General features: G+C 36.9%; 26 protein-coding genes and 2 pseudogenes. 10 read left to right on the forward strand and 18 right to left on the reverse strand.

What is annotated here, in order from left to right; genetic code table 11:
* Positions 1-817: 817 nt before the first annotated feature.
* A pseudogene (locus tag VB713_RS11705) lies at positions 818-895 on the reverse strand (ABC transporter permease); the annotation flags it as partial.
* Positions 896-943: 48 nt separating this feature from the next.
* On the opposite strand from VB713_RS11705, the gene VB713_RS11710 reads away from it, so the two are divergent.
* Together VB713_RS11710 and VB713_RS11715 are read left to right on the forward strand one after the other, a co-directional pair.
* Positions 944-1,327 (forward strand): DoxX family protein, encoded by a 384-nt coding sequence (locus tag VB713_RS11710; protein ID WP_015217702.1) that lies wholly within the window; start codon positions 944-946, stop codon positions 1,325-1,327.
* An 833-nt stretch (positions 1,328-2,160) separates the two neighbouring features.
* Positions 2,161-2,688 (forward strand): PEP-CTERM sorting domain-containing protein, encoded by a 528-nt coding sequence (locus VB713_RS11715; RefSeq protein ID WP_323311726.1) that lies wholly within the window; start codon positions 2,161-2,163, stop codon positions 2,686-2,688.
* Between the two features lie 574 nt (positions 2,689-3,262).
* On the opposite strand, the gene VB713_RS11720 is transcribed toward VB713_RS11715, so the two are convergent.
* Entirely contained in the window at positions 3,263-3,718 is a 456-nt protein-coding gene (locus VB713_RS11720) for a hypothetical protein (RefSeq protein WP_323311727.1), read from the reverse strand.
* A gap of 45 nt (positions 3,719-3,763) precedes the next feature.
* Entirely contained in the window at positions 3,764-4,615 is an 852-nt protein-coding gene (locus VB713_RS11725) for a hypothetical protein (protein WP_323311728.1), read from the reverse strand.
* A 518-nt stretch (positions 4,616-5,133) separates the two neighbouring features.
* On the opposite strand from VB713_RS11725, the gene VB713_RS11730 reads away from it, so the two are divergent.
* The gene (locus tag VB713_RS11730; protein ID WP_323311729.1) at positions 5,134-6,171 is read left to right on the forward strand and encodes a protelomerase family protein; all 1,038 of its coding nucleotides are present in this window, start codon (positions 5,134-5,136) and stop codon (positions 6,169-6,171) included.
* A gap of 83 nt (positions 6,172-6,254) precedes the next feature.
* On the forward strand, positions 6,255-7,229 hold the full coding sequence (locus VB713_RS11735; protein WP_323311730.1) for a hypothetical protein: 975 nt from the start codon (positions 6,255-6,257) through the stop codon (positions 7,227-7,229).
* 144 nt (positions 7,230-7,373) lie between these two features.
* On the opposite strand, the gene VB713_RS11740 is transcribed toward VB713_RS11735, so the two are convergent.
* Positions 7,374-7,607, reverse strand: a complete 234-nt coding sequence (locus VB713_RS11740) for a hypothetical protein (protein WP_323311731.1) — start codon at positions 7,605-7,607, stop codon at positions 7,374-7,376.
* 180 nt (positions 7,608-7,787) lie between these two features.
* Between VB713_RS11740 and VB713_RS11745 the strand changes: the two genes are divergently transcribed.
* Positions 7,788-8,342 carry a hypothetical protein gene (locus tag VB713_RS11745; RefSeq protein ID WP_323311732.1) on the forward strand — a complete coding sequence of 185 codons (555 nt, stop codon included), beginning with the start codon at positions 7,788-7,790 and terminating at the stop codon, positions 8,340-8,342.
* On the opposite strand, the gene VB713_RS11750 is transcribed toward VB713_RS11745, so the two are convergent.
* The 12 genes and pseudogenes from VB713_RS11750 to VB713_RS11805 all read right to left on the reverse strand — a co-directional run bounded on the left by VB713_RS11750 (position 8,332) and on the right by VB713_RS11805 (position 16,545).
* A complete protein-coding gene (locus tag VB713_RS11750; RefSeq protein ID WP_323311733.1) occupies positions 8,332-9,018 on the reverse strand; it encodes a hypothetical protein in 687 nt (228 codons plus the stop codon). The genes VB713_RS11745 and VB713_RS11750 overlap by 11 nt on opposite strands.
* Positions 9,019-9,020: 2 nt before the next feature.
* Positions 9,021-10,019 carry an ImmA/IrrE family metallo-endopeptidase gene (locus VB713_RS11755; protein WP_323311734.1) on the reverse strand — a complete coding sequence of 333 codons (999 nt, stop codon included), beginning with the start codon at positions 10,017-10,019 and terminating at the stop codon, positions 9,021-9,023.
* 256 nt (positions 10,020-10,275) lie between these two features.
* Positions 10,276-10,875, reverse strand: a complete 600-nt coding sequence (locus VB713_RS11760) for a site-specific integrase (RefSeq protein ID WP_323311735.1) — start codon at positions 10,873-10,875, stop codon at positions 10,276-10,278.
* A 75-nt stretch (positions 10,876-10,950) separates the two neighbouring features.
* On the reverse strand, positions 10,951-11,124 hold the full coding sequence (locus tag VB713_RS11765) for a hypothetical protein (RefSeq protein WP_323311736.1): 174 nt from the start codon (positions 11,122-11,124) through the stop codon (positions 10,951-10,953).
* Between the two features lie 62 nt (positions 11,125-11,186).
* The gene (locus VB713_RS11770) at positions 11,187-11,423 is read right to left on the reverse strand and encodes a hypothetical protein (protein WP_323311737.1); all 237 of its coding nucleotides are present in this window, start codon (positions 11,421-11,423) and stop codon (positions 11,187-11,189) included.
* Between the two features lie 39 nt (positions 11,424-11,462).
* Positions 11,463-11,564, reverse strand: a pseudogene (locus VB713_RS11775) (transposase); the annotation flags it as partial.
* Positions 11,565-13,600: 2,036 nt separating this feature from the next.
* On the reverse strand, positions 13,601-14,104 hold the full coding sequence (locus tag VB713_RS11780) for a GIY-YIG nuclease family protein (RefSeq protein ID WP_015217878.1): 504 nt from the start codon (positions 14,102-14,104) through the stop codon (positions 13,601-13,603).
* Positions 14,105-14,139: 35 nt separating this feature from the next.
* Positions 14,140-14,763, reverse strand: a complete 624-nt coding sequence (locus VB713_RS11785) for a hypothetical protein (protein ID WP_323311738.1) — start codon at positions 14,761-14,763, stop codon at positions 14,140-14,142.
* A 75-nt stretch (positions 14,764-14,838) separates the two neighbouring features.
* Complete coding sequence (locus tag VB713_RS11790) at positions 14,839-15,033, reverse strand: hypothetical protein (protein ID WP_323311739.1); 195 nt, start codon at positions 15,031-15,033, stop codon at positions 14,839-14,841.
* A 70-nt stretch (positions 15,034-15,103) separates the two neighbouring features.
* Positions 15,104-15,364: a hypothetical protein gene (locus VB713_RS11795; RefSeq protein ID WP_323311740.1), complete on the reverse strand. Its 261-nt coding sequence runs from the start codon at positions 15,362-15,364 to the stop codon at positions 15,104-15,106.
* 2 nt (positions 15,365-15,366) lie between these two features.
* Complete coding sequence (locus tag VB713_RS11800) at positions 15,367-15,549, reverse strand: hypothetical protein (RefSeq protein ID WP_323311741.1); 183 nt, start codon at positions 15,547-15,549, stop codon at positions 15,367-15,369.
* 279 nt (positions 15,550-15,828) lie between these two features.
* The gene (locus tag VB713_RS11805) at positions 15,829-16,545 is read right to left on the reverse strand and encodes a hypothetical protein (RefSeq protein WP_323311742.1); all 717 of its coding nucleotides are present in this window, start codon (positions 16,543-16,545) and stop codon (positions 15,829-15,831) included.
* A 746-nt stretch (positions 16,546-17,291) separates the two neighbouring features.
* Here VB713_RS11805 and VB713_RS11810 point away from each other — a divergent pair.
* The 3 genes from VB713_RS11810 (at position 17,292) to VB713_RS11820 (ending at position 18,983) form a co-directional block, all read left to right on the forward strand.
* Positions 17,292-17,429, forward strand: coding sequence for a copy number control protein (locus VB713_RS11810; RefSeq protein WP_323311743.1), 138 nt, complete (start codon positions 17,292-17,294; stop codon positions 17,427-17,429).
* Between the two features lie 27 nt (positions 17,430-17,456).
* A complete protein-coding gene (locus tag VB713_RS11815) occupies positions 17,457-17,831 on the forward strand; it encodes a hypothetical protein (RefSeq protein WP_323311744.1) in 375 nt (124 codons plus the stop codon).
* A 171-nt stretch (positions 17,832-18,002) separates the two neighbouring features.
* On the forward strand, positions 18,003-18,983 hold the full coding sequence (locus VB713_RS11820) for a hypothetical protein (RefSeq protein ID WP_323311745.1): 981 nt from the start codon (positions 18,003-18,005) through the stop codon (positions 18,981-18,983).
* A gap of 417 nt (positions 18,984-19,400) precedes the next feature.
* On the opposite strand, the gene VB713_RS11825 is transcribed toward VB713_RS11820, so the two are convergent.
* Positions 19,401-19,532, reverse strand: a complete 132-nt coding sequence (locus tag VB713_RS11825) for a hypothetical protein (RefSeq protein ID WP_323311746.1) — start codon at positions 19,530-19,532, stop codon at positions 19,401-19,403.
* Between the two features lie 37 nt (positions 19,533-19,569).
* On the opposite strand from VB713_RS11825, the gene VB713_RS11830 reads away from it, so the two are divergent.
* Positions 19,570-22,962, forward strand: a complete 3,393-nt coding sequence (locus VB713_RS11830) for a plasmid replication protein, CyRepA1 family (protein ID WP_323311747.1) — start codon at positions 19,570-19,572, stop codon at positions 22,960-22,962.
* A 326-nt stretch (positions 22,963-23,288) separates the two neighbouring features.
* Complete coding sequence (locus VB713_RS11835) at positions 23,289-24,344, forward strand: DUF1232 domain-containing protein (RefSeq protein WP_323311748.1); 1,056 nt, start codon at positions 23,289-23,291, stop codon at positions 24,342-24,344.
* A gap of 1,064 nt (positions 24,345-25,408) precedes the next feature.
* Here the strand turns inward: VB713_RS11835 and VB713_RS11840 are convergent.
* Positions 25,409-25,610 (reverse strand): hypothetical protein (locus VB713_RS11840; RefSeq protein ID WP_323311749.1); only part of this gene is annotated, 202 nt, incomplete at its 5' end.

The following is a 25,610-nucleotide window of genomic DNA, read 5'->3' on the forward strand; positions in this document are numbered from 1 at the left end:
TCTTGTGCATAGATATTATGGCTTAACCCTCTTGTATAGTGATGATACTTTTCTCGGATTTTCCCCAAAGTGCGATCGCTCTTTTCGCAATATCGCTAATTTTCCCCCAAGAATTTCTTAAACTGGCCCCGGTATTTTTCCCAATTCCCTATTCCCTCTTCTTTGGCTCCTGACAAAATTTTTCCCAAAAGTGCGATTCCTACGGAGCGCTTCGCTATCGCAATATTCGCAAGTTTATTTCCTAACTACCAGGTTTAACCCATCTTCAATCTTCCCCAACATCCCCACATCATAAAGTACTATCTTAACTAGTACAAAACATTAAATTGTATCAAGTTATGATACGGTAGTCATGCTCCTTAATAGTATATAGATAACAATTATCATGACTACCAAACTACTAAACCAGGAATAACTACCCGTTAATTTCCATCTCTGGGAACGACTACCAAAAACGGCTGCTGCTGTCGCCTACACGCCGTCTATAATTCACCTCAGCTAGAAATAACTCGTTTAAACCCTATCGCGTCTTTAAAGTGCGTTTAACGCATGACTACTGCTACAAATACTACAAATGTAGTCCTTTTCTGTGTAAGTTATTTGTATTGCTTCACACTGACTACCATATTCTGTACCGACTATTGAGAACTTGTAAGTTTTAGAACTACAGATATATTACGCAACTTTCAAAAAATTAATTTATATTTTCTCTGGGTAGTTTAAGCCAACTCGCCTAAACCCCTATTCCCGCGTACCTTGTCTTTACCCCAAATAAGCTGCCAGCTAAATTACCTAAACTACTGAGTGTAGCAACTCAGAAATTTATGCGATACTCCATTTCAGCAGTGAGCGCTGCACTCCAAAATAGTCTGAGTACTTTTAAATATCTTGGCATTTTGCACCCGTAACCCCATCTCACTAACTGAATCTGAAAATATCTATCATGTTAAAAAAATACATTCCTTTGGTTGCTCGTTCATTTTTAGCCGTGATTTTTATTTACACTGGCTTGAACAAAGTGTTTAATTTCTCTCAGACAAGTGAGTCTATGGCTAAAGCTGGACTACCAATAGTAGGAGTGCTACTAGTTTTTACAATTGCATTTCAGATTTTAGGTGGATTGTCCATTATTCTCGGCTACAAAGCGGAAATTGGCGCGATTCTACTCATCATTTTTCTGATTCCCGCTACCATTGTTTTTCATAATCCTTTTGCTGATCCTAGTCAATTCAATAATTTTTTCAAAAACTTGTCGATTATCGGTGGACTGCTCCTAGTCCTTACTTATGGATCTGGTTCTCTCAGTTTAGATCAAAGCGAACGCTAAAAAATAGTAGTCTATGATACAGTAAAGTGCGATTTCTACGGAGCGCTTCGCTATCGCAAATTATCGCAACTTTCACTTTTTATTAAATTTTCCCTCAAGAATTTTCCAAACTTGACCCGGCATAACTCCCCAAACCACCGCGTACTAATTGAACTAGTACAAAACATTAAATTGTATCAAATTATGATACGGTAGTCATGCTCCTTAATAGTATATAGATAACAATTATCATGACTACCAAACTACTAAACCCGGAATAACTACCGTTAATTTCCATCTCTGGGAATGACTACCAAAAACGGCTGCTGCTGTCGCCTACACGCTGTCTCTAATTCACCTCAGCTAGAAATAACTCGTTTAAACTCTATCGCCTCTTTAAGGTGCGTTTAACGCATGGCTACCGCTACAAATACTATAAATGTAGTTTTTCTGCGTAAGTTATTTGTATTGCTTCACACTGACTACCATATTCTGTACTTACTCATGGGGTGTGATCGCAGGGGAAAGGCAAAACTAAGACACTTGAAACGTAGTCTAGGTCAAGTTTGTGGGCGTGGCAATCAAGGCAGTACTGTGGCAATATTGGGGCAGTAGACAGAGAAAAGGTGCAAAAACCCGCAAAAACAAGCTTCTTCTAAAAATTTCGGGTGAAAGAGCTATTTTATTTCTGTAACTTTTGCGTAACAAGGTTTTCAAGCGTTGCGTGACGGTTCATGACAGGCTCGCTACTTTTACACCACTTAGGGTGTGGGGTATGTACTAATTTTAAAAAGAGTATAATGGTTAATTAATTTTTGGTACTGTTAACTCATCTAAAATCATTAATTTTAAGAATGATGTTAAGAAAATTTTCTGGAAATGTAGTATCTGGAATTGCTGTGTGCGTTTTGCTTTTTTCTCCGGAAAAAACTTTAGCTGCTACCTTTACCTTTTGTTACACGAATGAACATAATCAAGAGGTCGGGGGTGAAGTAACACTACCAGAGCCACAACCGTCAAATGGTAATGGCTTTGGAGAAGTTAATTTTAATGGAGGGCTGCCGAAAGAATATGATCGTACAACAGATACAGTGATTAGCTACGCCACAAATACAGGTTTAGACTATTCTACTTCTACTGGTAAATACACAAAGCCTGATCCGAGTAAAGAGCTTATTTTTGGTCTTGGAGTACCGCCAGGTTATTTAAAAGCACACTTGTATTTGAAGCCACTTCCACCAAACTCTGCATGGCAATATAGCGGAACTATCAAAACAATATCTACTCCTGAACCAATGAATATGCTTGGTATAAGTATAACTTTTGGTTTAGGGATGCTTTTACAAAAATCTAAAAACAAGCAAAAAGTTAAAACAGCTTAGATAAAATTAGTCTTTTTTATCTAAGAACAAAAATGCTCCTGTTAATTTTTAATGGGAGCTAAATACTTTTTATTTACTTTTAAGATTGACTAATTACTGTACATTCGCTGATTTTGAGATAGGGGTAGAGACAAGATAAGCTGTTGTACAGCTAAATCGAATAAATGCAACAATATTTTGCAATAGCTGAAACCTTTATACAGCAAGGCTTTAGAGTACCCCACACCCTGTAGATTTTTCTATATAATACCCGTCCTATGGGGTATGGGGTATTTCTCACTGGCTATACCATATCTGCATATACCTGTGTAAACCTGCTAATTTTCAATAACTCCCCACAATTCTCAATAATATTTCGTAATGGCTGAAATCTTTGCACAGCAAGGCTTTAGAGTACCCCACACCCCGTAGATTTTTCTATATAATACCCGTCCTATGGGGTATGGGGTAATAAGACATATCACTCACTGGCTTATCCTTTCTTCCCTATACATCGGTTTTATCGTGCCGACTTACTTACACTGAACTTATACGATTCCCATTAACCACTCCTTGTTCTAGTAATATCAATAAATTAGATTCTTCTCCCAGGATTGTGTAACTCTATCATTTCATCATTAACGAATTTAGAAAAAGGCTTTGGATAAAAGGACTTATCAAAAACAAAATTCCAACATTGATAAAAAGCAGGTCTACTAAAAGCTGATTTCATAGCAGCTTGCCAAATTTTCCATAACTTTTTATCAATGAGATTCAATTCATGATATAAAGTATATTCCTCATAACATAAATCAAAGTAAAGCCACATAGAACGCAATAGTTTTTCTTTATCATCATCTGAAAGAGAATTAAGATTAAAATTCTCATCAAGTACAATTTTAGGTAACTTCTCAAAAATTTCTTGATACCGTTTCGTATATTCGCTAATATTTGATACTAGTAATTGCTTATGAACACCTTTGTTTTGTATCCAAATACTGATAAATGAAACAACTAGAGCTAAAAGAGCAATGAAATCACTTGTTTGCATTGATTTACCTTATTAATATTTAACTTAAAGTTCAACTTAGATAGATTATAATTTATTAAGGCATACCTTTATTTTATTATTGTTGTTATTAATTTCTTGTAGAAAATATTCTATTAAGGTAGGTGTCCAAACTGGAAAGTTTATTAAATGAATACCACCCACACTTAAACGATAAGCTATTTTTTGTAAAAGAAATATAGGAAGTGGTGTTACAAGTAATAAACACGACATAAACTGAAATCTATAGTTCTTTCTATAATAAAATCTCTGGTTTTCAGAATAGGTAGGGTATAATAAAGAAATTAATGGTAAAAGAAAAATCAATATTGAAAACATTTTCTGTACCTTTAAAATATACAATGAACCATCTCTTAATAAACAAAAAGAACACAATTTAGAAGAACAATCCAAAGAACTTCTAATAATATCTGCAATAAAGGTAGAACAATTCATTTTAAATGGATGATATTTTGATTCTTTTATTGTCAGATAGTACTTTAACATTTTCTCTTCATTAAGACCATCTACCGAAATTATGTTATCAGCATTACGTTCTTTGTTCTGACATTCTTCTTCGTAAGAATAATTCTTTGAATCAGCACATTCAACAGGTTCAAAATTTATAAATTTTTTTGTGTGATCTTTATTGTTACTAACTTTTTTAGATGATTGTTTTGTATCAGTATCAATATCATATAATGACAATACTCTCGAAAAAAATTGAACAATATATTCAGAAAAATAAATACGGTCATTATTGTTTTCTAAAGCAGGTCGATGACTAATATACACGTTTTTAACCTGTATAGAAACATGACCTACATTTTGAAAAGCAATAGCACTTAAAATACTACTTTTTTTCAGTGCTGGATACCAAATATAAACTGTTACAGTCATAATTTTTTCAAAAAGTTAGTTTTTTTTGATAAGCGGTTTAACTAAGAATTGTTGATGTAGACGCATTATCTAGATTCAAAACATCTTGTATATAGATAACCAAGGATTTTATCTTTTTTCAATATTTATATAAGAAACATTTAATTTAGGTACAACTCTTTTAAGAAGATACTACACTGCACTTGTATTACACGCTTCCAACTTAATCTATATCTACTTTTCTTTTTTCTAACCTAAAAACCAAAATTAAGCGATCGCAGAAAAATCAAACAAAACATTTCTTTTCAAATTGTAATACAATACTACAAAAAGATATAATTTTGGCTTCAAAGTCAAAATCCCAAAAACTTACAATTCTTACTTCTCATGAACTCTAGACTTTATATATGCCAAAATTAAAATTGTCTTCTCAAAAGATCGGACTAATTTATTGCATCCCTATTCAAACCCTCTTGACATATTTTATATCCTTGGTTACTATCTAATTATGAAAGTAATTATTTAAAGATAGTAAGGATATGAGTCAACAGCTTAAAACAGAACAAGATTTAGAAAATACTTTTGTTGATGACAGGGTGAAAATTTTACTGCCTCAGTTTGAAGCGATCGCACCATACAAACTTACCCAACGTAAAAAAGGAGTTGGTGATTTAACGGGCTGGCATAAGTTAGCTATTCAAGAGGCAAGGTTACTGAAGCTCACCTACCCAGATGAGAAGCCAGAGGATGAAAAGGAATATGGCACGGTTTTACGACAGATTACCGCTATCAAAAAATATTTAAAACTTGCTGCTAAAACAGAACTAAAGGACGCTGCACTGTTTAACCCCGTCAATACCATCATTACTCACTTCGGCAATGAGTTATCTAACCAGTTCGCTATCTACAAGGAAAACCAGAATACCCGCTATCGGGAAACTGTCAAAGAACGCCGCAAGGTAGAAAACAGAATTGAGATTGATTTAACTAACTCTCTCAAATATGCCTACAACATCCTGACTGACATCAAAAATGGCAAGGATGATACTAACTGGCTTGACGTATCTTGCGCGATCGCTCTCTCTACTGGTAGACGTATGGCTGAAGTCCACCTGTCAGCCAGTTTTGAACAAATCGACGGTTATAAAATTATCTTTACTGGACAGCTTAAGGGTAAAGACCGCAAGGTTAGAGTCCAGGACAGGGCAATTAAGTTAATTGATGTACCTTTTACCATTCCTACTCTACTACCTGCTGATTTAGTCTGTTTTGGGCTTAATTGGCTTAACAGTAAGGGTAAACGGTTTAGTAGGGATGAAGACCCGGAACGGGTAAATAGACGGTTTTCCAAAACTTTAAACCAAGCTTGTAAGGACTGGGATATCTTCCCTGTTGAGGATAGAACCTACCACAAGTTTAGAGCCGCATATCTGAGAGCAGCGATTATTAATGACGGCAATGTTGACCCCTACGACTTCACAGACTTTGCTAAGGAAGTGTTGGGGGATGATGACGAAGCCACGATAAACGCCTACAAACGTTATGGGATAAAGTCTGGAAGTGTTACCAAAATCTAAATAAATCCCTATACAAAACCTCTTGACAGTGATGAATAAGAGAGTTAGTATAGGGATAGTTAAATAAATCTACTGACTTTATTATGAGTGACACTAATAAGACTTTGCAAATTGCCTCAAAATTAATTGCTGAACTTCACAACGTAACTGATGAATTAACCATCAAGACAGTTACTCTTAAATACTGGCATGAGATGAAAAAGGCTGTCTCAGATGGTAATTTTGGCAGGTGTAGAACTGCTTTTAGAAAGGCTATACAATCGGCTTTCCCTGATAAGGAAACAGCTACACTAGGATACTATTTTACTAATTCTGGTAAGGGTAGAATAGAACGCTTTGAACATCTGGCTTTATGGTATGCGACCGCTAGTGAAGAAAGATGGAATGTCACTGGTGAAGATGCTAGAAAGCAGTATTTTGGCGGTTTACCAGAGTTACCTAAATCTGAAGTCACAGAAATAGAACCAGAAACGACCAATACCGCAGTAGAAACCAAAGTAGAAGTTACCACCCCGGTAGTAGCAGAAGAAGTCAAGCCAGAATTAACTTTAGAATCTATGAATATTGAAGCTTTGGCATTAGATACTGATACACAACAAAAAGTACAAGATGCTTTAACTCATTCTGGCTTATCTCTGGCTGAATTTATCCAAAAAGCTTGTACCATTTATGCAACTACTTTAACGGGTAAAGCTAAACAATTTGATTCTGATTTATCAGCAGTTCCTACACAAGAATTATTAACGAGTGCCAAATATAAAACACACCCTGTCCGGGCTGAGGAATTAGCAAAACGTGCGATTGTGGCACTAGAAAACCATAACAATAATTGCACTGAGAAAAGCCAAAAATGGATGATTACTCAGACGGCTATACAATCCCTCATTGGCTCTAAACCTGCCACCGTCAAGGCGATTCTGGAGAATTATAAAACACGGCTTGATGATCACAACAGTAAACACGACTTAACACCATACGATAACCGTAAAGCAGACAAGAGCAAAATAGAAGACGTTATCAATTTGGTTGAGTTAGTACCTGATGGCATTGACTTGTAAACCAGTAAATACAACGCTTTAAGGGAGTTTAAACACTCCCTTTTTAGTGCCAATTTACTTTTATTATCTATCTACAAAACCTCTTGATGTAGATAGACAAGACCGTTAATAAAGTGCTGAAAACCTATTTTTTTGATAGAAATATTATGGGTAAAGCAATTTTTTAGCTTTTTCTTTCATGTCTTCAGAACATTTATTAAGTAAAGCTTCTTTTTTATCACTACTTAAGCTTTTTGCTTCATGCCATTCGGTTAGACTATGCTTCCACATATTTTCATCATAATAATGCTTTACCCTTCCGTCTTCATAGAGCGTATAGTCGTCATCTTTCATAGATGTGCCTAAATACACAGTGCAAATTTCTTTTGCTTCAGTCATTTCTTCTTTTACTGATTAATATTTTTAACAGCACTATTTTAGTGTATCAAAATTTTATTAGGTAATTACTCATAAATACATTAGCTACTATTTGCCCCTATTACCTGATAACAAAAATCACTTGTCCACCAAGTCACTGGACAAAGTAAAATTGTCAAGTATGAAACTGGACAAACTCAAATGGACAGTCAAGACACGGAACTAATTAAAATTGCTACTCTACAAGGAAGATACGGTTTAGAGTCACGTCAAGCGGTATATGACAGAATCAACGGACTGGACATAAAGCCAGTAGCACGGGGTAAAATATCCCCACAGCAGTTAGAGCTACTGGACAAACTAGACAAACATATTAGGGGCGGGGGAGCGATCGCAGATTTCCCCATCCAACCTGAAGTAGAAGTACCAGCACTTGAAAAACTGGACAACTCACTAGACATACTGGACAACGAACTAGACAACAGCGAAAACCTTACCGCTATTACCGTTATGGCTGGTTTGGTTGAGAAAATGATGGGGTATATCGGCAATAAGCGATCGTCCCTGGTGGAATATGAGGAACTAGAAAAAGCTGTTACTCATCAGTGGATACTGAGTACAGCTAAGGTTAAAGAATTGATTGGTGTTACCCCAAGGGTAGGTAAGGATGAAATGACCTTTGTATGGGGTAGCTTCACCTTCACAAAAGCGGGTAAGCTGGGTAATCAGATAGGGTGGTTAGTAACTAAGAGTTAGGATAAGGATAAAGTAAGTTACCAGTCTCTTGTTTTAATACTATAATTGCACTTTTCAAATCTTCTTTAACTCTGTCTTCTGGTGCTTTTTCAGAAAAACCAAATATGAATTTTATGTTACTATCACAAGATCGAACAGGGTAAATTTTAGCTTGAATTGCATCAAAACCAAATTCTTCAATATCCTTTAAAATCAACTGTTCCAAACACCATACTTTCCGATTAAGATGTTCAATAACATCAGTAAAACCAGAATTAGTTAAAGCCCTTAAACAGCGTTTATCACCTGTTAATAAATAATTGATATCGTTCTGTTGATTAAGATAGCAAATATGACTAATTAAAATAGCTTCTCCTTTATCAATAGTATTATTTTGGTCATTATAGTTTAGCAGTTTAGTATAAATATTAATATCAATTTTATCAATACTTGATTCAGAAAGGGTTACATAGTTTTTAGTAAGTTGCAATGCTTCTTCTCTATTTTCTTGAGAAATATTACTTATTTGATTACCTCTTTTACGCTTAATTGAATTACCAACTTTATATTGAAATGTATCAAGTATTTTTACTTGACTTGCATCAATACTGAAGGTTGTCAGGGTATCACCAAATAAGTTAAAAGTAACAAGTTTAAGAATGATATCGTTATCTAAACAGTAAAATGACCCTGACAAAATTAAACTCCTAAGACTTTCTCTAAATACTCATAGCTTTCATCGTTAAACTTATCCCAGTCTAATTTCTCAGCTAAATATTCATTAATAATCTGTTGACCATTAGCCAAGGGATCTAATTTCTCTAACGCTTTATTAACAAAACCCCAGTTTTTTTTTGTATGCCAACCATAATTAAGTACAATTGAAGCAGGTTCAATTGTAGGGTTTTCTTCAGCTTTCTTTTTAGCGTGTTTAATTAAATGCTCATTATTATAAAAAGATTTATCTCCTAAACAATTATCACAATCACCTAATAATAACTGAGTAGCAAATTCATTTGCTTCATTTTCTTCATTATCATTACAACCAAACTCTATTTCTTCATCAACTAAAATACCTTCTTTTAAATGTTCTAATGCTAAATGACCTAATTCATGCGCCAAGTCAAAAGCTAATCTAGCAGAGTGTTTATGCTTTGAACTGAGAATAATTACAGGACGGGTAAATTGACTTTTTATTAACTGAATTAACCCTGCAAACTTTCTGTTTTTTTCAGGAAAATGATCAAAATAGCCAACAGCTATTCCCTCATTCCAACAATATTCAAGTATGGAATTTAGATTAACCGTTGCATGATTTAATAAAATTTCTGTTCTAATTTTCTTAACATCAGTAGATAAAGATGTAAAATTAACCTCTGTACCATAAGCAATTAATTCAGCTACCCGACTAACTAAAGACCGAGCAACAGTAGGGTTTTTATCACTTTTGCGGTTATGCAGCTTAAACTGGGTAGGAGGAGGGGGATTAAATCTAATTTCTTCTTCTGCAAACAAGGATTTTACGTCAAGGTTAAGGTTATCAGCGATATAACCAGCCCCTTCTAACACAGCAATGGGTTTATCGTTGAGTTCATCATTCCACCAACTCGGTAAACCGTTGTTTCTTACATAGTCTGGGTTTAAACCAAGTTTGGAGAGTTTATCATAGAGGGAAGACATAGTAAGTGTTTGTGTCATTGTCTTATCCTCCTTATTTATGCTAAAAGTTAAAGCTTTATCCTAGTTTCAATATCTAACAGGGATTTTCCCTTTATTCTAAAGCCTTTTAAACACTTTGTGACATAACTTCATTAAAACTTTATGGCTAACCAGCCGTTAAACATTTTTAAACCGTATCCAAAAACTATACTAAAAAACACACAATTATACTTAATCATATCTAATCACGTTTAGTTTCCACCCGTATTGATTCAGTTGTATTCAAGTCGGTAAATTAAGGTTTGACGACATCACCCACAGGTGACAGCATTGATAAGGCAGAAACAGCCCCTAACACCTGCTCATCACTCACTTCTAGATACCTTTGCAACTGTTCTAAATTCCGGTGTCCTGATAATTCCTGTATTACCCTCAGTGGGATACCCGCGTTACTCATCTGGGTTAAGGCTGTACGCCGGAAGCTGTGGGTACTAACTCCAGTGATTCCTACTAGCTCACAAGCTTGTCTTAAAATTCTTGCTGCTGAGTCATGGCTGATGTGACCATTGGAGCGTCCTGGAAACAAGTAAACATCACCAGTTTGTTTGTAATAATCAGCCAATAACCGCCGTAAGTCTTCAATCACTGGGATGGTTCGCGTGGCCAGTTTGCCTTTGGTGTTTGATTTTCTAATTATGAATTGCGATCTAACTTCACCTTTGGGGGTGTAGATGTCTTGAGTTTGCAGCGTCACACATTCTCGGATTCTACAGGCACTAAACAGGCAGACACCAAACAGCATTCTATCGCGGTCGTTATCTAGACCTTGACTAAAAATTAACTGTATTTCTTGCTGTGTCAGCACTTTGGCGCGTCCGTGCCTGTTGATTTTCATAAACCACTGTAGACCCCTGTGATTTACAGCTTACCTTTAGGGGGGATACGCTCTACTCATCAAAAATTAAATATTTCACTCTCCCTTTTCGCATTCAGCACCATACAATGTTTCTTGCCTACCATCTGAGTAATATTTTATACAAAAACCATCACGTCCTAACCAGAAAGCATAAGCAGTTAACCCAATTCCTGCTGTCACCAAACCTATAAAGGTTTTAATTAAAATCCGTTTCCAGGAAAAATTCATGATTAATAATTTATTAATGGTGTACTAACAATAATCCCTCCAAAACTAGGAGGTTTTTTTAATTAACAGATAGTGCAGTAAGATTTTGGCTTATTTATGTATTTATCCCATAGTCCATCTCTATAAAAAAATAACCCATCTTTCATGAACTGAACCGCCTCATATTCACTACGAAAAAATCTATAAGCTTGGTTGTCATTGTCTAAATTTGTATATAGATAAAATCCCTCTTGGCTTTCATAAAACATTAAACCCCAGTCGTTAATTTTTGCTTTAAATTGTTCAGTTAGATTAAACATTGCCACCTCTTAAAAATGTATAGATAATTTCTAAACTGTAAAACTCTTACCACAATCTGAACACTTATAACGCTGCTTATCGCCTTGTTTCCCGTTCTTCTTAACCTCCAAGCTACCGCAATGGACACAAGCCACATCTTCCCCTTGGCTTAATGCTTTTGATTGCCAAGGACTAGAAACAAGCCAAGATTTATTATTTTCTAGTTCACCCTCTAAAGCCGGGGGAATTTCCACAAAATCGTATCTCATACCATCAATCAAAAGTGCAAAACGATATTGATTTTTTACAGGAATATCAGCATTAACTGAGTTGAAAAACTCACTCACTTTTGCATAAATACTGGGTATTTTAGCTTTCATATCGCTTGACCATCCCATGTCCTCAGCGTGTTTTATTGCTGTTCCAATAGCGTCACCAATAAACATTAAACTACAGTTATTCATTTCATCCCACGTCCAACCCTGTTTACCTACTTCACCAGATTGACCAATCAGACAAAGCTTCATTTTTCGGTGTCTAATCTCTGTCCAGACTTGTGCTATACCTGCTTTTTCTTTTCTATCAAAGGTTTTATCACATTCGTCAAAAATACCCATCACTGAAATATCTGGGTTAAATGATTGATTGTTTTTGCGATCTGTGAACTCATTGATAAACAGTTCTAAAATATTACTGGCTTCTGTGGGAGATTTAGCGATTTTAGGACAGTTCCAATAATCCTCAGAACTACCGTGTTGAGGGTCACTTAGCCATAATTCCCAACCTTCTAAATTATTGACGTAATGGTGCAACAGGTTCTTAACAGCGATACCTTTACCGCCTCCCGTCCGGGTCATAACTCTGAGAGTAGGTTTTGAGTCATGATAACGACGTACAACATCACCAAACTTTGTAGATGGTTCAATTAATCGTCGGATGTCTTCTATCGTTGCGGTTTTCTTCTCCACCTTACGCAGTTCAATGTCTAAACTCACATAGTTAGACCGTTCGGACTGGTTAAACTTGGGACTATTCAAGCTACCTGATAATTCTTTAATCTTGTCTGGGTTGTTGCCGTCGTTTAATGTCGCAGTGTCAATAAAACGGTTGTTTCTGGACAAATGAAACAGTAATTTATAACCCGCATCTGTGCTGCTAAAGTCCAAACCATCAAGGGTAATTCCTAACTTTGAATGATAGTAATTGATGATTGAATTACCTACCCTAGCAGCTTCTGAAGTTCCTACTAGTTGCAATGGTTTAGATAAGTCTTTTAGCTTATCATTGAGTGAAACTATCTCATTCTGTAACTTCTCTAAATCTTGACTTTGCGCTAAACCATCATTAACGACTTCATGAAAGTCTGATTTATAAGCATTAATACAGCTATCAGCAACTTGGCTAAATTCCTCCTGAATAGCTTTTAAATTGCGGCTGTAGTAGTCTTTAATTGCCGTTAATTTTTCCTCATGTTCAGCCACAGGAATTACACCATAAAACTGCCTCTGTAGGTGGTCACACGCTGCTTTGTATAACTTGGCTTTAATGGAACTGCCTTTTAAAATAATCTCATGCTGAGATGCAAGGCACATACTTATTAATTCTTCATTGGTTAAATTCTTGCTATCAGAAATTACCCCAATTTGGGCTGATAGTTGTTTTGCTTCGATGTTGAACTGATTGGTTAGGCTTTCCCAATCTGTTTTTAATTCTGGGTATTTTTTGACTAGAAAGGGAATAAGAGCATTTACCTGTTTTACTGCCTCTTCTAGCGATTCTCTTAACGTTGTAACGGCTGAATCAATGTTTATATCTCTGGTATCTTGCAGGGCTTCTTTAGTTAATGCTAATTCTGCTTTCATATCTTCCAAAGAAAATAATATAGAATTACCAGTTTCTAAATATTTATCACGTTCTTCTGTAACCTTGACTAATTCTTGATGTTTAGTTTGTAGTAATTTACTAAAATGCTCAGTGTCGTTTTTTAAAGTTTCAATCTCAGTCAGAAACTTTTTAGACTTGCGCTTATTGATTTTTTCGCTTTGCTGAATAGCTAAAGAAGATGCGCCCAAACTACCTAAACCAGATGCTATAAAGAATTGTGAGAACTGCTGATAAGGGCTGAATAATGCGATAAAACCAGTAAACGAAACACCCAAGCTACCAACTACAAAACCGTTACGTAATGTTTGAAAGTTCATAAATTTACACCTCTTTCTACTATTGGTTTAATCTCTAACTGTTGCTGCTTTGGTGTGGTTTGTGTTGCTATTAATGCCATTATTAAAACTGCTATTCCCAACAATCCAAAGCTTATTTTTACTGGTGATATATCTGCTATGACGTGGGATGAATATCTGCTAAATGCTAAATTGACCCTCATTAAATCCACTGGGTTAAGGTCAAACCATTCCTTAGACTTGGCTAACTTCACATTGCAATACTTAAACTGTTTATGTAGTTTGGCTTCTACTGCTGCCATGTCTTCTACATAGATAGTTTTGATAATCTGTATATCGCAAGGTGGCTGATTATCATGAAAGTTTTGCAATCTTAGCTGTGGGTTACGGCTTAACCCTATTTTGCATCGTTTAGTTAAGCATCCAGGTAAAAACCCGTGATACCCTACCGCTTCCATCAAGTAGATATATCCGGGTTCATGGTCGTTACGTGATGTGTAATGCTGCTGATATTGGTACATATTAAAGAAGGGTGAATTAACACCCCTATTACTGATTAATTAATGCTTTCTGCCTCTGATTCAATTGCTCCAATCTTGGCATCTAGTTGGAATTTAGCAAGCTCAACTTGTGCGATTCTTGACTCAATCAAGCTTAATTTAGCAACCCAAAATGCTTGACGCAGTGGCGTTTCGCCTTGCAATCCTGTTAATTCAATACCAGCATGAGTAAGCTTTTCTTGTGTCTGTCCTAGTTTAACTTCGGCTATTTGGTGAGTAACTTTGGCGGTTTCTAAACCAACTAATTTAGTATCAGTTCCTATCCTGTCGGTACTCCAAGTTATAGAAGCTTGCGACATCTTCTCACTCAGAGAGCCAGTTTTATAAACATCGGTATTTAACTGTAAATTAGCACCAACTAACCGCAATGTTTCCCGCTTTTCACTAATACTCTGTATTTGTGTATCTGCTTCTACTTTGGTTGTTCGTGGCAGTGTGGAAGTGTCAGCAAATAAATTACTAGCCAGGTAATCAGAAGGATTAAATGTTATCGCTGTATGACTGGTTTTAGAGTTTACTGGTGTGGGGTCAAGTTTGACGGTTTCTTGTGGCTTAGAGACGCTATCTTTAAGCTTTTCTTGTGCTGTCTCTAGCTTTGATTTTGAGGTCGTTCTAGGCATATAATCAAGGAGTAATTGTTCCTATTTGGGAATTTACGAAAGTAGTTGGGAAGTGTTGCGGCTTCCCTTTTTTAGTCAGTTCTCGAAATCTTCTAAGGCTTCCAATACTTCCTTAATCGCTAATACTCCATCACCTAAAACCAGGTCATTATTAGTGGTGAAGTCTGGAGAATTTTGCATAGCTTGATAGTTTGGGTCTTTGACTATTACTTGTAGTTTTTCCAAACAAGTAAACAGGTTTTCTCTGATTTGAGCGATTGAAAGAGCCATGATGTATAATCCTGGTGCTTAATATTGTTAAAGTGCTGCTTTGGTTCTGAACAAATCAAGGCAGTTTTATTTACAGCAGTGAGAGTTGGCAGTGATTACCTACGACCTCAGCAGTGGCACTCATGCCCTCTACTAAATAGCAGCGACTCATTAATTTATTACGGTTGAGTTTCAAGTCTGCTGTTTTGCGTTGACCTGCCAATGGTCTAAAAAAGAATTGGGGACTATGGATTGAGTCGGATTTATACAGATAGCGATAAAACGTCCCGTCAATTTGGTAGACAGACTTTTTAGTTAAGAGCGTAGAATCATAAACTTGGGATAACTTCACAATTATTTACCTCTGGCTTGTTCTGGTGCTTCCACGTCATTAGACAAGGCTGTACAAATGACGCTGTGTAAACTTTTTTTGGCACTGGATAAGGTGCGCTTAATCTCGTTCGCTGGTAGGGTAGCCAGAAAACTATTTAACGCGGTTTCGATTGTGGTTAATTCTTGGATTTGTTCAGTGGTCATGGTTTTGGCATCCTTGCAGGTAATGGGATATTAGTTAGGGGTCTATAGGAACTTGCCGGCACTAGAAAAGATGAATAAATAATCAGCGCAATAATCACAAGATTCTTAGTAGACATTGGCGTAATTGCCTTGAAGCAAAATATTGACGCTGTGAGCGAGTAGGTTATTCAAGCAATCAAAAATCCTGATCATCGTCGTAGTCTCCATCTGGTAAAAATAGGCTGGCAATGCTTTCTAACGTGGCGTTTAGGGCATCGAATAAGGCTAGAGGGTTGATTCTTAGGCGACGCGGTTTAGTTGCTTTCCCAGTTCATCAGATAGTGCTTTTATTTCATCAGAGAGAGAAGCTGGTAACTCTTCCAAGTCCGGTGCTATGGGTTGTCTAGAGTTAAGTTCTCGCAGGGCATCAAAGGTTTTATCGCGGTTATCGGTTCTTTGTTGTCTAAGACTTGCGACTAGTTCGCCGTCTCTGGCCTCTTTGTTTTGGCTGATTTGCTGATTACGGTAGATAAGAACCAAGTCAGCCAAGTTGATATCTTCCTCAGCAGCGGCGATTAATTCATCAAGTGCTGATGGAATGTTTAACCCGTTCGCAGGTTTTGAGGCTTGTTTAATTTGGGAATTTTGGCTAGATGCCACTATGTCGGAATTTTGGTGCTGATCCTCAGTTTTTGGGGCTGTTTCCGGGGCTGGTTGTAACTCTTGTGGGGTAGAGGTTTTAGCTATTTGGGGTGTGGTAGCTTGTGACGGTAGCTCCTTTACAGCACTAGCTAAAGTTGCTAACACCTGTTCTGACTGGGTTGTGGGGATGCTCTTGATAGTGTCAAAGTCATCGGCTCTAATATCCATCAAAGCCAGTCTGAATGCTTGTTCTGTAACGTTTTCAGCCTTGCAGACTTCAGATATTGATACTTCTGTGTGTGTTGCTGGCATGGGTTCAACTGGTGCTGGTGGGGTTTTCTTGCGGGTTCTGGTTGTTCTGGTTGTGGTTGCCATAAGACTTACGCGGATATTTTGTTAAGGTTTTTAAGTGCTGTACGATACGTATAGAGTGAGCAATAGTTCTGATTCTTAGCTATTCCCTGCTTTACCCGTGCGGCTGTAACTACTTGGCTCATAAGTCTGCCAACTCTACATAAAACCCAACATTGGTAAGGGCTTAGGGGTGCTTGACGGTCAAAACTTCCATCCTCTTGTTTAGGGTATGCGTCCCTAAAACTAGTAATTCTCCAAAATGCTAAATTTTCCCATAGGTATACAGTGCTACGTGAAACACCCAATAATTGAGCTAAGTGGGTTTTACTACTGGGAAAATCAAGAAATAAATCATGTTGTGTTCCGTTAGACTGTGAGCGTTGACGCATAAGGGTTACAGAGTCAATCAGACGGTAATCAGAATTGAATTAGACGGTAATTAGTCGGGAAACAAGCGGGAAACAAGCGGGAATCAATCGGTTTATTACTCACTCTGGCTGATTGAATCTTCCAATCCCTTGCTATACAAGGCTTATAGGGTAATTTATGATTGAATCAGTCGGGAATCAGCGAGTTATTTGTGATTGATTGGCTTTATAACCAATATAGCCACTATAGCTAATATAGTCTACAGTGGATAGATAGACAATTCTTATACATTATTGGCTAAATGGTAATAAAATGCTATATAGCCAGTGATGACTATTAATACAAATATTGGCTATAGTGGCTATAGAGGTAATCTTATGGAGAAAGATAAAGAAAATATGGTTCAGATACGGGTTAGCTTGCCAGAAGATTATCGACGGTTGTTCAAAGCATTCTGTACTGAACAAGGAACAGATATGAGTAAACGAATTACTGAATTAGTAGAAGAACAATTAAAAAAAGCAGGAAAAATCTAGCGTACTCTATCGCACACTAACCAAATCATGACCACACCACCAGTAGACAGACTAGACCGGATTGAAGCCATATTAGAACAGACTGCTCAACGGCTTGACCGAGTAGCAGAACAGCAAGCCATTAATACACAAACAATTGGCAATTTATCAAATAGCCTGAATGACCTATCAAATCAAGTTAATGACTTTACAGGTACTGCTAACACAGTCTTAGGTCGTAGCACGATGTTGGATGAAATAATACTAAGTAACGATGCTAGAGCTTCAATTTTAGAAAATATCGTTGTGAGATTAGACCGCAATAACGAAGAGAGTAATCGAAAATTTGAGGAAAACCAACGCTCAACTAATGCTGCTTTAGAAAGATTGGAGGCGATTTTAATAAGACTGATGAATAAATAGTGCGGTTGGTGCGATCGCACTTTACCCCCCAACATGAACCAAAAAAACAAGGTAAAAGGGAGTGAAACTGCTAGGTACAGTCTAAACTTTAGGTATCAAGGATCGAGTATTGATCCTTGATAGTTATATATAGCCACCAGGGGATCAAGCGATCAAATATCAACAAAAACTATGAAAAAACTTTTAGACGATAAAACAATTAATTTAATTGAAATGCTGCCAGAAGAAAAGCTGATAGCGGATAGATTAAACAGGCTTACTGCTCACCAAAAACAGGAATGGGAGAGCTTGAAAAACAGATGGCATATTTTAGGTAGACAGCTTGACTACATTCAGGCAATAGACTGTGGATTAATTAACACTTTAGTTATTAAATCTCCACTGGATAACTGCCGAATACATCCAGCTTTACAGGTTGCTTTAAAAATAGAGGCTGATTGGTTATTCGCAATATTTAAATTGATGGCTGCTGGATGGGAACCTATTGTAAACGCCGCACGCGAAAACAATAGGGAGTTTAATTTTGAAAATTCCAGAGAACTATTTATTGAATTTTGTAAACAAAATTCGCAATGTGTAGCTGAATATTTTCTCACTGAGGAGATAAATCAGGGGGAGAGTTTAGGGGATTTTCGAGATTGGTTTAAAGTTCACAATGAGTTTTATAGAGATAGATTGGAAGACCCAAAAGAAGGTGAAGATAAAAAGAAAAATAACAACAAAGTTAGTTTTACTGAGATGCTAAACAACCACAAAAACTCCAAAGAGTGGGATAGATTTATTATTTACGCAATCTGGAATTACAGGCACGATACAAAAAACAATTTCGATATTTATCAGGCTTGGAATAAATTTCTAAGAACATATAAATCTCTCGTAAAATCTATACGCGATAAACGCTTTTACTCAGAATATGACACAAGGCTTTTTATGACTAAATGGAATCAAGGGCATCCAGTATTTTCTGATACCTGCAAGCCTGTACCATTAGCTGAAGTACCCCTAGAAAGAAGTGCATTAACAGCACCTACTCAAACTGCGATCGCCGGGGGACTGGAAGCTTATCCATGCAATGCCGAGGACGGAACAGTTTTAACAGCAATTACTCAAACTGCGATCGCTGGTGGGTTGGTAACGTTTATAAAAGATTAAAAACGACAAAACAAATATAGTTTTTATTATCAACTATTAGTGTTTTTCTCTTAACAAAACTTTACGTGGTCTGAACTTTCCCACTAATTATTTCTCTTGTGATTTGATATAAGTAGCAAGCAAAAAAAAGGCTGCGAGCCTTTCCCTCTAGCATCAACGAACATTTGACGATGTTCACCAGCAGGTCAAGCCACAGCACAAAAAATTATTTTTATTAACTTAACGATAGCAATGGTTGACATTTATCGCTAGAGGGTTTCCACAACTACAGGAAACCCATTATGAACCCGCCCAAAGCAATAAACCCCACGCAGGTCACAGAGCGCAGGGTTCACAAGAAAAAAGTTTCGATATGTGCCAATTCTAGCGCAAATATTCCCAAAAAGCAAGCTTTTCCAGCCAAAAACGACAACTTTACTAAACTAATTGGCTATGTCCAAAATATACAGCTAACTGACGCTGTTGAACTTTTGGAGCAGCAAGGGCTTGGAGGCGATTTAACAGCGATTTTTCTTGCGATCGCGGCTGATGCTCCCAGGCTGCAAACATTCCTGACTTCGGAGCCAATGCCAGCGGGGTGTGGGAAATGATTAAAATCACTCCTGTCTCCAAAGAGAAGCCCTGCCAAATGTGCGGAAGAACTGATTATTGCAAAACTGGCGATAATGGCAGTTCATGGTGTGTTGGCTATGACGGGCTGAACATCAAGATTGGCGATACCGTCAATGGCTACCGCGCTAATGCTATCAGCCAAGAATGGATGATTTTAAACCCTGTCAGTGAACAGGGAAGAAAATTAACCAAAGCAGAATTAGAAGAAAAAAATGAACTGGCAAGAATAGCTAAAGAAGAGGCTATCAAGGCAGAATTACCCCTATCAGAACGCCATGAAGATCATTTGGCTATTCAGAGTCAGTTGTCTCTAAATGAAGTCCACTGGACGAATTTGAATGATAGAGGTTTACCCGATCATGTTATAGAAGCTTTCGGCTATCGCAGTATCAAACCGTTTCAAAGGCTAAAAGGCGATTTTCCAGAGAATTTACCCGGTTACAACCCGTCAAGAAAATCTCTAACAAATAAATACGGTGGTATTTTATGCCCAATCTGGCAAAACGGTAAAATTGCAGGTTTTAAAATACGCTTAGACGATAATGATGCTAATGAATCTGGACATAGATATACTTCTTTAAGCAGTCAAAAGTTTACATCATATCATCTGTATGGTGAACAACCTTTAGCAGTATTACCGGGTAATACAGGTGAAGTATGGGTAACAGAAGGCAATGAAATTAAACCAGTAATTGTTAATCAAAAGTTTGATAAAACTGTATTAGGCGGTGCTAGACAATGGTATAAATCACCTAATCATGCAGCGAAATATTTAACCAGAATCAAAGAGGTTTATGGTAGCAAAATCATTTTATCTCTTGACGCTGGCGACGTTCTAAACAAACAATTACATCGTGATTGGATAGAAGAATATAAGTTTTTTGAATCTCAAGGTTTTGAGGTCAAATTTGCATGGTGGGAACAGATAACCAAAGATTGTAATGATGTTGATGAATTGGATAATCTTGATAACATCAATTTTATTTGCTTAAAACAATTTAAAAAATTGATTAAAACACCTAATACTAAATTGGTGAATTTAAGTCAATGTAAGATAATAATTCAAACACCTAAAACAGAACCCAAAAAAGCAACCAAAAAGCAAAAAAGCATAACACAAGAATGGGAACAGTTACGCGCTAAAACCGCTACACACAACTTAACCAGAAAAGCAGATTTAACCGTTGAATCTGGCTATCTTCCATCATTAAAATTATCTGATATTCCCTCACCATTGTTAGGGGTTAGCGGTAATTGCGGCGCGGGTAAAACCTTTTTCAACTCTATCCTTTTGAAAGAATGGAATGAAAACGTAATTCAGATCACCCATCTCAATAACTTAGGAAAAAATACAGCACCTAAATATGATTTGATGCACCATTCTGAACTAAAAGAGCTAGGAATAGGAATTGGAGCTTATGAGAGATTATCTATTACCGATATTTCTATGGCTGCAAAATTAGATATATCAGCATGGCTAGGGAATAATAGATTTATTTTGGTATTAGATGAAGTTGAACAGGTACTAAAATCAATTCAACTTAACAAAAACCTACGCGGAAACTCACTACGATTTAAAGCCAGATTCAAGTTGGAATGGATGATTAAAAATGCTACTTATATAATTTGTAGTGATAGAGATTTATGTGATGAGACAATAGAATATATTGAACAAGTAAGAGGCGAAAAATTTTACCTTATCCGACATACAGGTAAAAAAGGAGCTTCTAAAATGCCCATAAAAATGGTGGTAAACAAAGATAAGTCGAAGGTTCTACAATCACTCTATGCTGATATCAAGAAAGGGTTAAAAGTATTAGTTGCCTGTGAGAACAGAGGTGATTTAACGGCAATTGAATTAGAACTTCAAAAACAGGGAATTACTGATAAGGAGCTATTAACAATTCATGGTGAAAATTCAAACGAGAAAAAGATAAAAGACCTTATCGAAAATATTGACAACGAGTATTTTAATTATCGCATTTTCGGTTATACGTCTACGCTAGGAACTGGTATCTCTCTAGAAAAAACTCACTTTGATAAAGCCTACTATTTTGTTAGTGGTGACGTGCTAGAAGCCAGCGAAATCATTCAATTAATGAGCAGATATAGACCCGACGTAAACACTACAATTTGGTGTAACTCCATCACCAGACAGATGGAAATAAACCCAGATAATTTACTAAAAGATATTCAAGACAATTTAAAAGAAACGAAGGATTTAATTAACAATATTGACAAATTTAATTATTTTATTGAAGAGGGCATTTTTATTAATCCGTTAGGTGAAATTCCCAAAGAAGATATACCTTGGATTAATCATAAATTATCTATCTTGGCTAGGCTAAACGCAAGCCGCGCTAATCCTAGTAAGTCTTTGCACGATGAGTTAGTCAAAGACGGTTACACGGTTATTTTGGATGATTCAGAATGCGAAAATAACTACCTAGACGCAGTTCATTTAGCTAACAAAGAAGAAATTAAAACAATAGGTGATGAGACTATAGCCAAGTCAAAAACGATGAATGATGAACAATTTAAAAATGCCAGATTGAACCCCGGAGGTTTAAATAAGGAGGAGCAAGCCCAATTCAAAAAGACTAGATTGATTAATGAACTTGGCATCCATGAAACAGAAGTAACTACACCACTAGTAGCACTCGAACGCACCAAAGGAGTTGTTAGCGGTGCTAAGGCATTGAAGATTGTACTAGGTGACAAAGATACAGCCCTGGCTTATGACTTGAAGGATTTAGAATCAAATCCTGATCCTTTTGACAGAAAATACCATGCCCTTAGTTGGCAATACTTCCATGATTTAGGATTTGATAAATTCTTGGCAGAAATTAAAGAAGATTTTAGCTACTCCAAAGATTCAGAATTAGTAATACAAATTGCTGATAAAGCCAGAGAATCAGCCGCTAAATTTAAACGGGTCATTGGCATCGACATCAGCAATAAAAAATCAGACTGCGCTATTGTTGGACACCTACTAGATAAGCTTTGCATCCTTCGACAGAAGCCAGAGAAGGGTAAAAACAAGGCACGGATTTATAAAATTAATATGCAGCACTACGATTTATTGAATAATGCTGTACAGCATATTAATAAGCAGGAAAGGACATTGACTATGGACAAATTGGTTAACAGCAAAATTGATCAAACTATGGTTGCCGAGTGCGCCGGTGTGATCAGGTTGGCTTTTGAAATTGCAGACAATCCGATTGATGAGTACGAGCTAATCACAGAGATGGGTGAAGGAAAGCCAAAGCTGGTTAAAAAATTAATCTTCAATCAACTATCTGAGGATGAACAAGCCAGGGTAAGGCAAACGGCAAAAGTAGCTAAGGAATTGATAGAAGTATGAAATTAAAAGCAGTATGTGTCTAAATAGTGTCAAATTAGAGCGAAAATTGCTAAAAAGACAGGAGTGGGGTACAACTGCAACTATGGTAGAAAAATTAAAAGTGACTACTTGTTTCACCGATCTTTACCCGAAGTGGTCAAAGCAAGTATAAACAAGAAATTAAAAGCTGATACAGTTACAAAAATTTACGTAATATCACTAACTGACTTGATGCTATGTTGAAATGTGGCAATAAGCTACTTTAAGTAAGCGGTTGCTGAAGATATTACAAGTGCAGCAATTGTGATTATGGTAAGACCTTTACTAGGTTCAACATTTATTAAGTCATGAGTCAACAGAACTTTTGGGAATCATTTACTAAGTCAGCATCAGATTTAGGAACAACCATAGCCGATTCAGCAACACAAGCTACCCAAGCTATAAAAGACACCGCAGTTAGTGTAGGTGGAAGTGTTGGGAATGCTACAGTACAAGCAAGTCAAGCCGTAGCACAAACAGTCATAAATGCGGGAAATGCTGTTAATCAAACTATACAAAATTGGGTTTGTTTTTCGGAAAATGATTCTTTGGCTTTTTACGGAGTTCTTTTTGCTGTTGCAGCCGCAGATGGTTCTATTGATGCAGAAGAGTTGAATCTTATTTTTAGTAGCCCAGACATAAGCAAAATGTCTAAATCGGCTAAACAACAAATAAAAAATTACGCAGTTTCTCCACCTGATCTGGAAGAGAGTTTGAAAAAGTTAGCTACAGCCGATGAAAAGCTACGATTTGGCTTAATGTTCTATATTTTTAACATTATTTGGGTTGATAAAGTTCTTAGTGCAGGAGAAGAAAAGGCTATTGAATTAGCCCAAAAGGAGCTTAGAATTGCTACGGAACAAGTTAAAACGATAGACTCATTTGTGCAAAAAATGGGAGAAATTCGTGAGCGCGGATTAAATGACGAATATGCAATTAACTCCATAAAGGACGCAACTGCAAGGCTAAAAAAAGTAGGTATTCCGGTTGAATCGTTTTCCCAAACAGAAGAGGGACTTGATTCACATAACCTTTCAATGACCTACTCTGATGAGGTTTTTTGGGAAAAATTAGGAGGTATTGGATTACACGCTGGAAAGACAGTAGTTGAATCTGCGCTAACTCTTTTCTATGTTGCCCAAGACCCCAACGTTCCAGCTAAAGAAAAATTGCTTATTGGTGGGGCGTTAGCTTACTTAATACTACCATTAGATGCCGTTCCTGATTTTCTTCCGGTTGTGGGATTTACAGATGACTTAGCCGCAATAACGGGTGCAGTAGCTACAGTCGCTATGTGTATTAATGCTGATAAAGCTCAAGAAGCTGCTAGGCAAAAAACAAGAGAATTATTTGGTGATATGTAGAGAGAAATTGAAGAAATAAAAAGTATCTGTTCCTAATCCCAAAGCCCGATGCTATCCCCCACTATGGGGGATATTTTGCATTGAATAAGGGATTTATTGTGCAGCATAGTAAAGCAGCTTGTAGGCGATTTTAGAGGCGGTTGGACTATCTAAGTATAAAAAGCCAGTGAGGAAAATACCCATACCCCATAGGACGGGTATTAGATAGAAAAATCTGTAGGGTGTGGGGTACTTTAAATCTTTGCTGTGTGAGGATTACAGCCATTTTGATAAAAAGTTCTATTTTAGGGAGAATTAGCGATATTGCCGCAATGGAAAATCTAAGAGACGCGCTTAAATTGCAGTTTTGACCGTAGGTATACTTTTGGTATGTTCTTGGGTTTTGTTAGTTTATACCATAGCCATGCTTTTACCATACTCTTGCCATAGATCTACTTTTGATACTGTTTTGTGTTTTGTGAGTTGTCAGGGAAGAGACGCGGCAGAAAATTTAGAGAATTAGCGATATCGCGAATATATGCGATCGCACACAGCACCCAATCCCCAATCCCAACCACACCCCTACCAAGGGGTTTAGTTTTTAATAGATGACTAATCTACCGCAAAGGCAACTTAAGCAGCGTGTAGGCGATTGTAGAGGGAGTTGGCAGGGTTTACAGTCAAGAGGGAAGAAAGAGAAGCCAGTGAGTGAGATGTCTATTACCCCATACCCCATAGGCTGGGTATTATATAGAAAAATCTACAGGGTGTGGGGTACTCTAAAACCTTGCTGTGTAAAGGTTTTAGGCGTTGCGAAATATTATTGAGAATTTTAGGAAGCTATTGAGAATTTAGCGGGTTAGTATAAGTATATGCAGATATGGTGTAGCCAGTGAGAAATACCCCATACCCCATAGGACGGGTGTTATATAGAGAAATCTACAGGGTGTGGGGTAATCTAAAGCCTTGCTATATAAAGGTTTCAGCCGTTGTGAGAAATAATTGAGAATTTTATCAGCTTATTGCAACTGATGGGACAGGGAATAGGGAATTGGGGAAAATACCGGGGCCAGTTTGAAAAATTCTTAAGGGAAAATTGGTGATATTGCGATAATTTGCGATCGCACTTTAGGGAGAATTTTGTCAGGAGCCAAAGAAGGGGTGAATTGTGAAAACTGCGATAATTTGCGATAGCTACGCTTACCGGAGGTATCGCACTTTGGGGAAAATCTGAGAAAAGTATCATCACTATACAAGAGGGTTAAGCCATAATATCTATGCACAAGA

This window comes from Anabaena cylindrica UHCC 0172 (assembly GCF_034931625.1).
Lineage (GTDB): Bacteria > Cyanobacteriota > Cyanobacteriia > Cyanobacteriales > Nostocaceae > Anabaena > Anabaena cylindrica_A.

What these genes read in the sequence shown, in the direction of transcription:
- VB713_RS11710 (WP_015217702.1), top strand. Translation starts at nt 944, where the DNA reads ATGTTAAAAAAATACATTCCTTTGGTTGCTCGTTCATTTTTAGCCGTG.
- VB713_RS11715 (WP_323311726.1), top strand. Translation starts at nt 2,161, where the DNA reads ATGATGTTAAGAAAATTTTCTGGAAATGTAGTATCTGGAATTGCTGTG.
- VB713_RS11720 (WP_323311727.1), bottom strand. Translation starts at nt 3,718, where the DNA reads ATGCAAACAAGTGATTTCATTGCTCTTTTAGCTCTAGTTGTTTCATTT.
- VB713_RS11725 (WP_323311728.1), bottom strand. Translation starts at nt 4,615, where the DNA reads ATGACTGTAACAGTTTATATTTGGTATCCAGCACTGAAAAAAAGTAGT.
- VB713_RS11730 (WP_323311729.1), top strand. Translation starts at nt 5,134, where the DNA reads ATGAGTCAACAGCTTAAAACAGAACAAGATTTAGAAAATACTTTTGTT.
- VB713_RS11735 (WP_323311730.1), top strand. Translation starts at nt 6,255, where the DNA reads ATGAGTGACACTAATAAGACTTTGCAAATTGCCTCAAAATTAATTGCT.
- VB713_RS11740 (WP_323311731.1), bottom strand. Translation starts at nt 7,607, where the DNA reads ATGACTGAAGCAAAAGAAATTTGCACTGTGTATTTAGGCACATCTATG.
- VB713_RS11745 (WP_323311732.1), top strand. Translation starts at nt 7,788, where the DNA reads ATGGACAGTCAAGACACGGAACTAATTAAAATTGCTACTCTACAAGGA.
- VB713_RS11755 (WP_323311734.1), bottom strand. Translation starts at nt 10,019, where the DNA reads ATGACACAAACACTTACTATGTCTTCCCTCTATGATAAACTCTCCAAA.
- VB713_RS11760 (WP_323311735.1), bottom strand. Translation starts at nt 10,875, where the DNA reads ATGAAAATCAACAGGCACGGACGCGCCAAAGTGCTGACACAGCAAGAA.
- VB713_RS11765 (WP_323311736.1), bottom strand. Translation starts at nt 11,124, where the DNA reads ATGAATTTTTCCTGGAAACGGATTTTAATTAAAACCTTTATAGGTTTG.
- VB713_RS11770 (WP_323311737.1), bottom strand. Translation starts at nt 11,423, where the DNA reads ATGTTTAATCTAACTGAACAATTTAAAGCAAAAATTAACGACTGGGGT.
- VB713_RS11780 (WP_015217878.1), bottom strand. Translation starts at nt 14,104, where the DNA reads ATGTACCAATATCAGCAGCATTACACATCACGTAACGACCATGAACCC.
- VB713_RS11785 (WP_323311738.1), bottom strand. Translation starts at nt 14,763, where the DNA reads ATGCCTAGAACGACCTCAAAATCAAAGCTAGAGACAGCACAAGAAAAG.
- VB713_RS11790 (WP_323311739.1), bottom strand. Translation starts at nt 15,033, where the DNA reads ATGGCTCTTTCAATCGCTCAAATCAGAGAAAACCTGTTTACTTGTTTG.
- VB713_RS11800 (WP_323311741.1), bottom strand. Translation starts at nt 15,549, where the DNA reads ATGACCACTGAACAAATCCAAGAATTAACCACAATCGAAACCGCGTTA.
- VB713_RS11805 (WP_323311742.1), bottom strand. Translation starts at nt 16,545, where the DNA reads ATGGCAACCACAACCAGAACAACCAGAACCCGCAAGAAAACCCCACCA.
- VB713_RS11810 (WP_323311743.1), top strand. Translation starts at nt 17,292, where the DNA reads ATGGTTCAGATACGGGTTAGCTTGCCAGAAGATTATCGACGGTTGTTC.
- VB713_RS11815 (WP_323311744.1), top strand. Translation starts at nt 17,457, where the DNA reads ATGACCACACCACCAGTAGACAGACTAGACCGGATTGAAGCCATATTA.
- VB713_RS11820 (WP_323311745.1), top strand. Translation starts at nt 18,003, where the DNA reads ATGAAAAAACTTTTAGACGATAAAACAATTAATTTAATTGAAATGCTG.
- VB713_RS11825 (WP_323311746.1), bottom strand. Translation starts at nt 19,532, where the DNA reads ATGTTTGCAGCCTGGGAGCATCAGCCGCGATCGCAAGAAAAATCGCTG.
- VB713_RS11830 (WP_323311747.1), top strand. Translation starts at nt 19,570, where the DNA reads ATGATTAAAATCACTCCTGTCTCCAAAGAGAAGCCCTGCCAAATGTGC.
- VB713_RS11835 (WP_323311748.1), top strand. Translation starts at nt 23,289, where the DNA reads ATGAGTCAACAGAACTTTTGGGAATCATTTACTAAGTCAGCATCAGAT.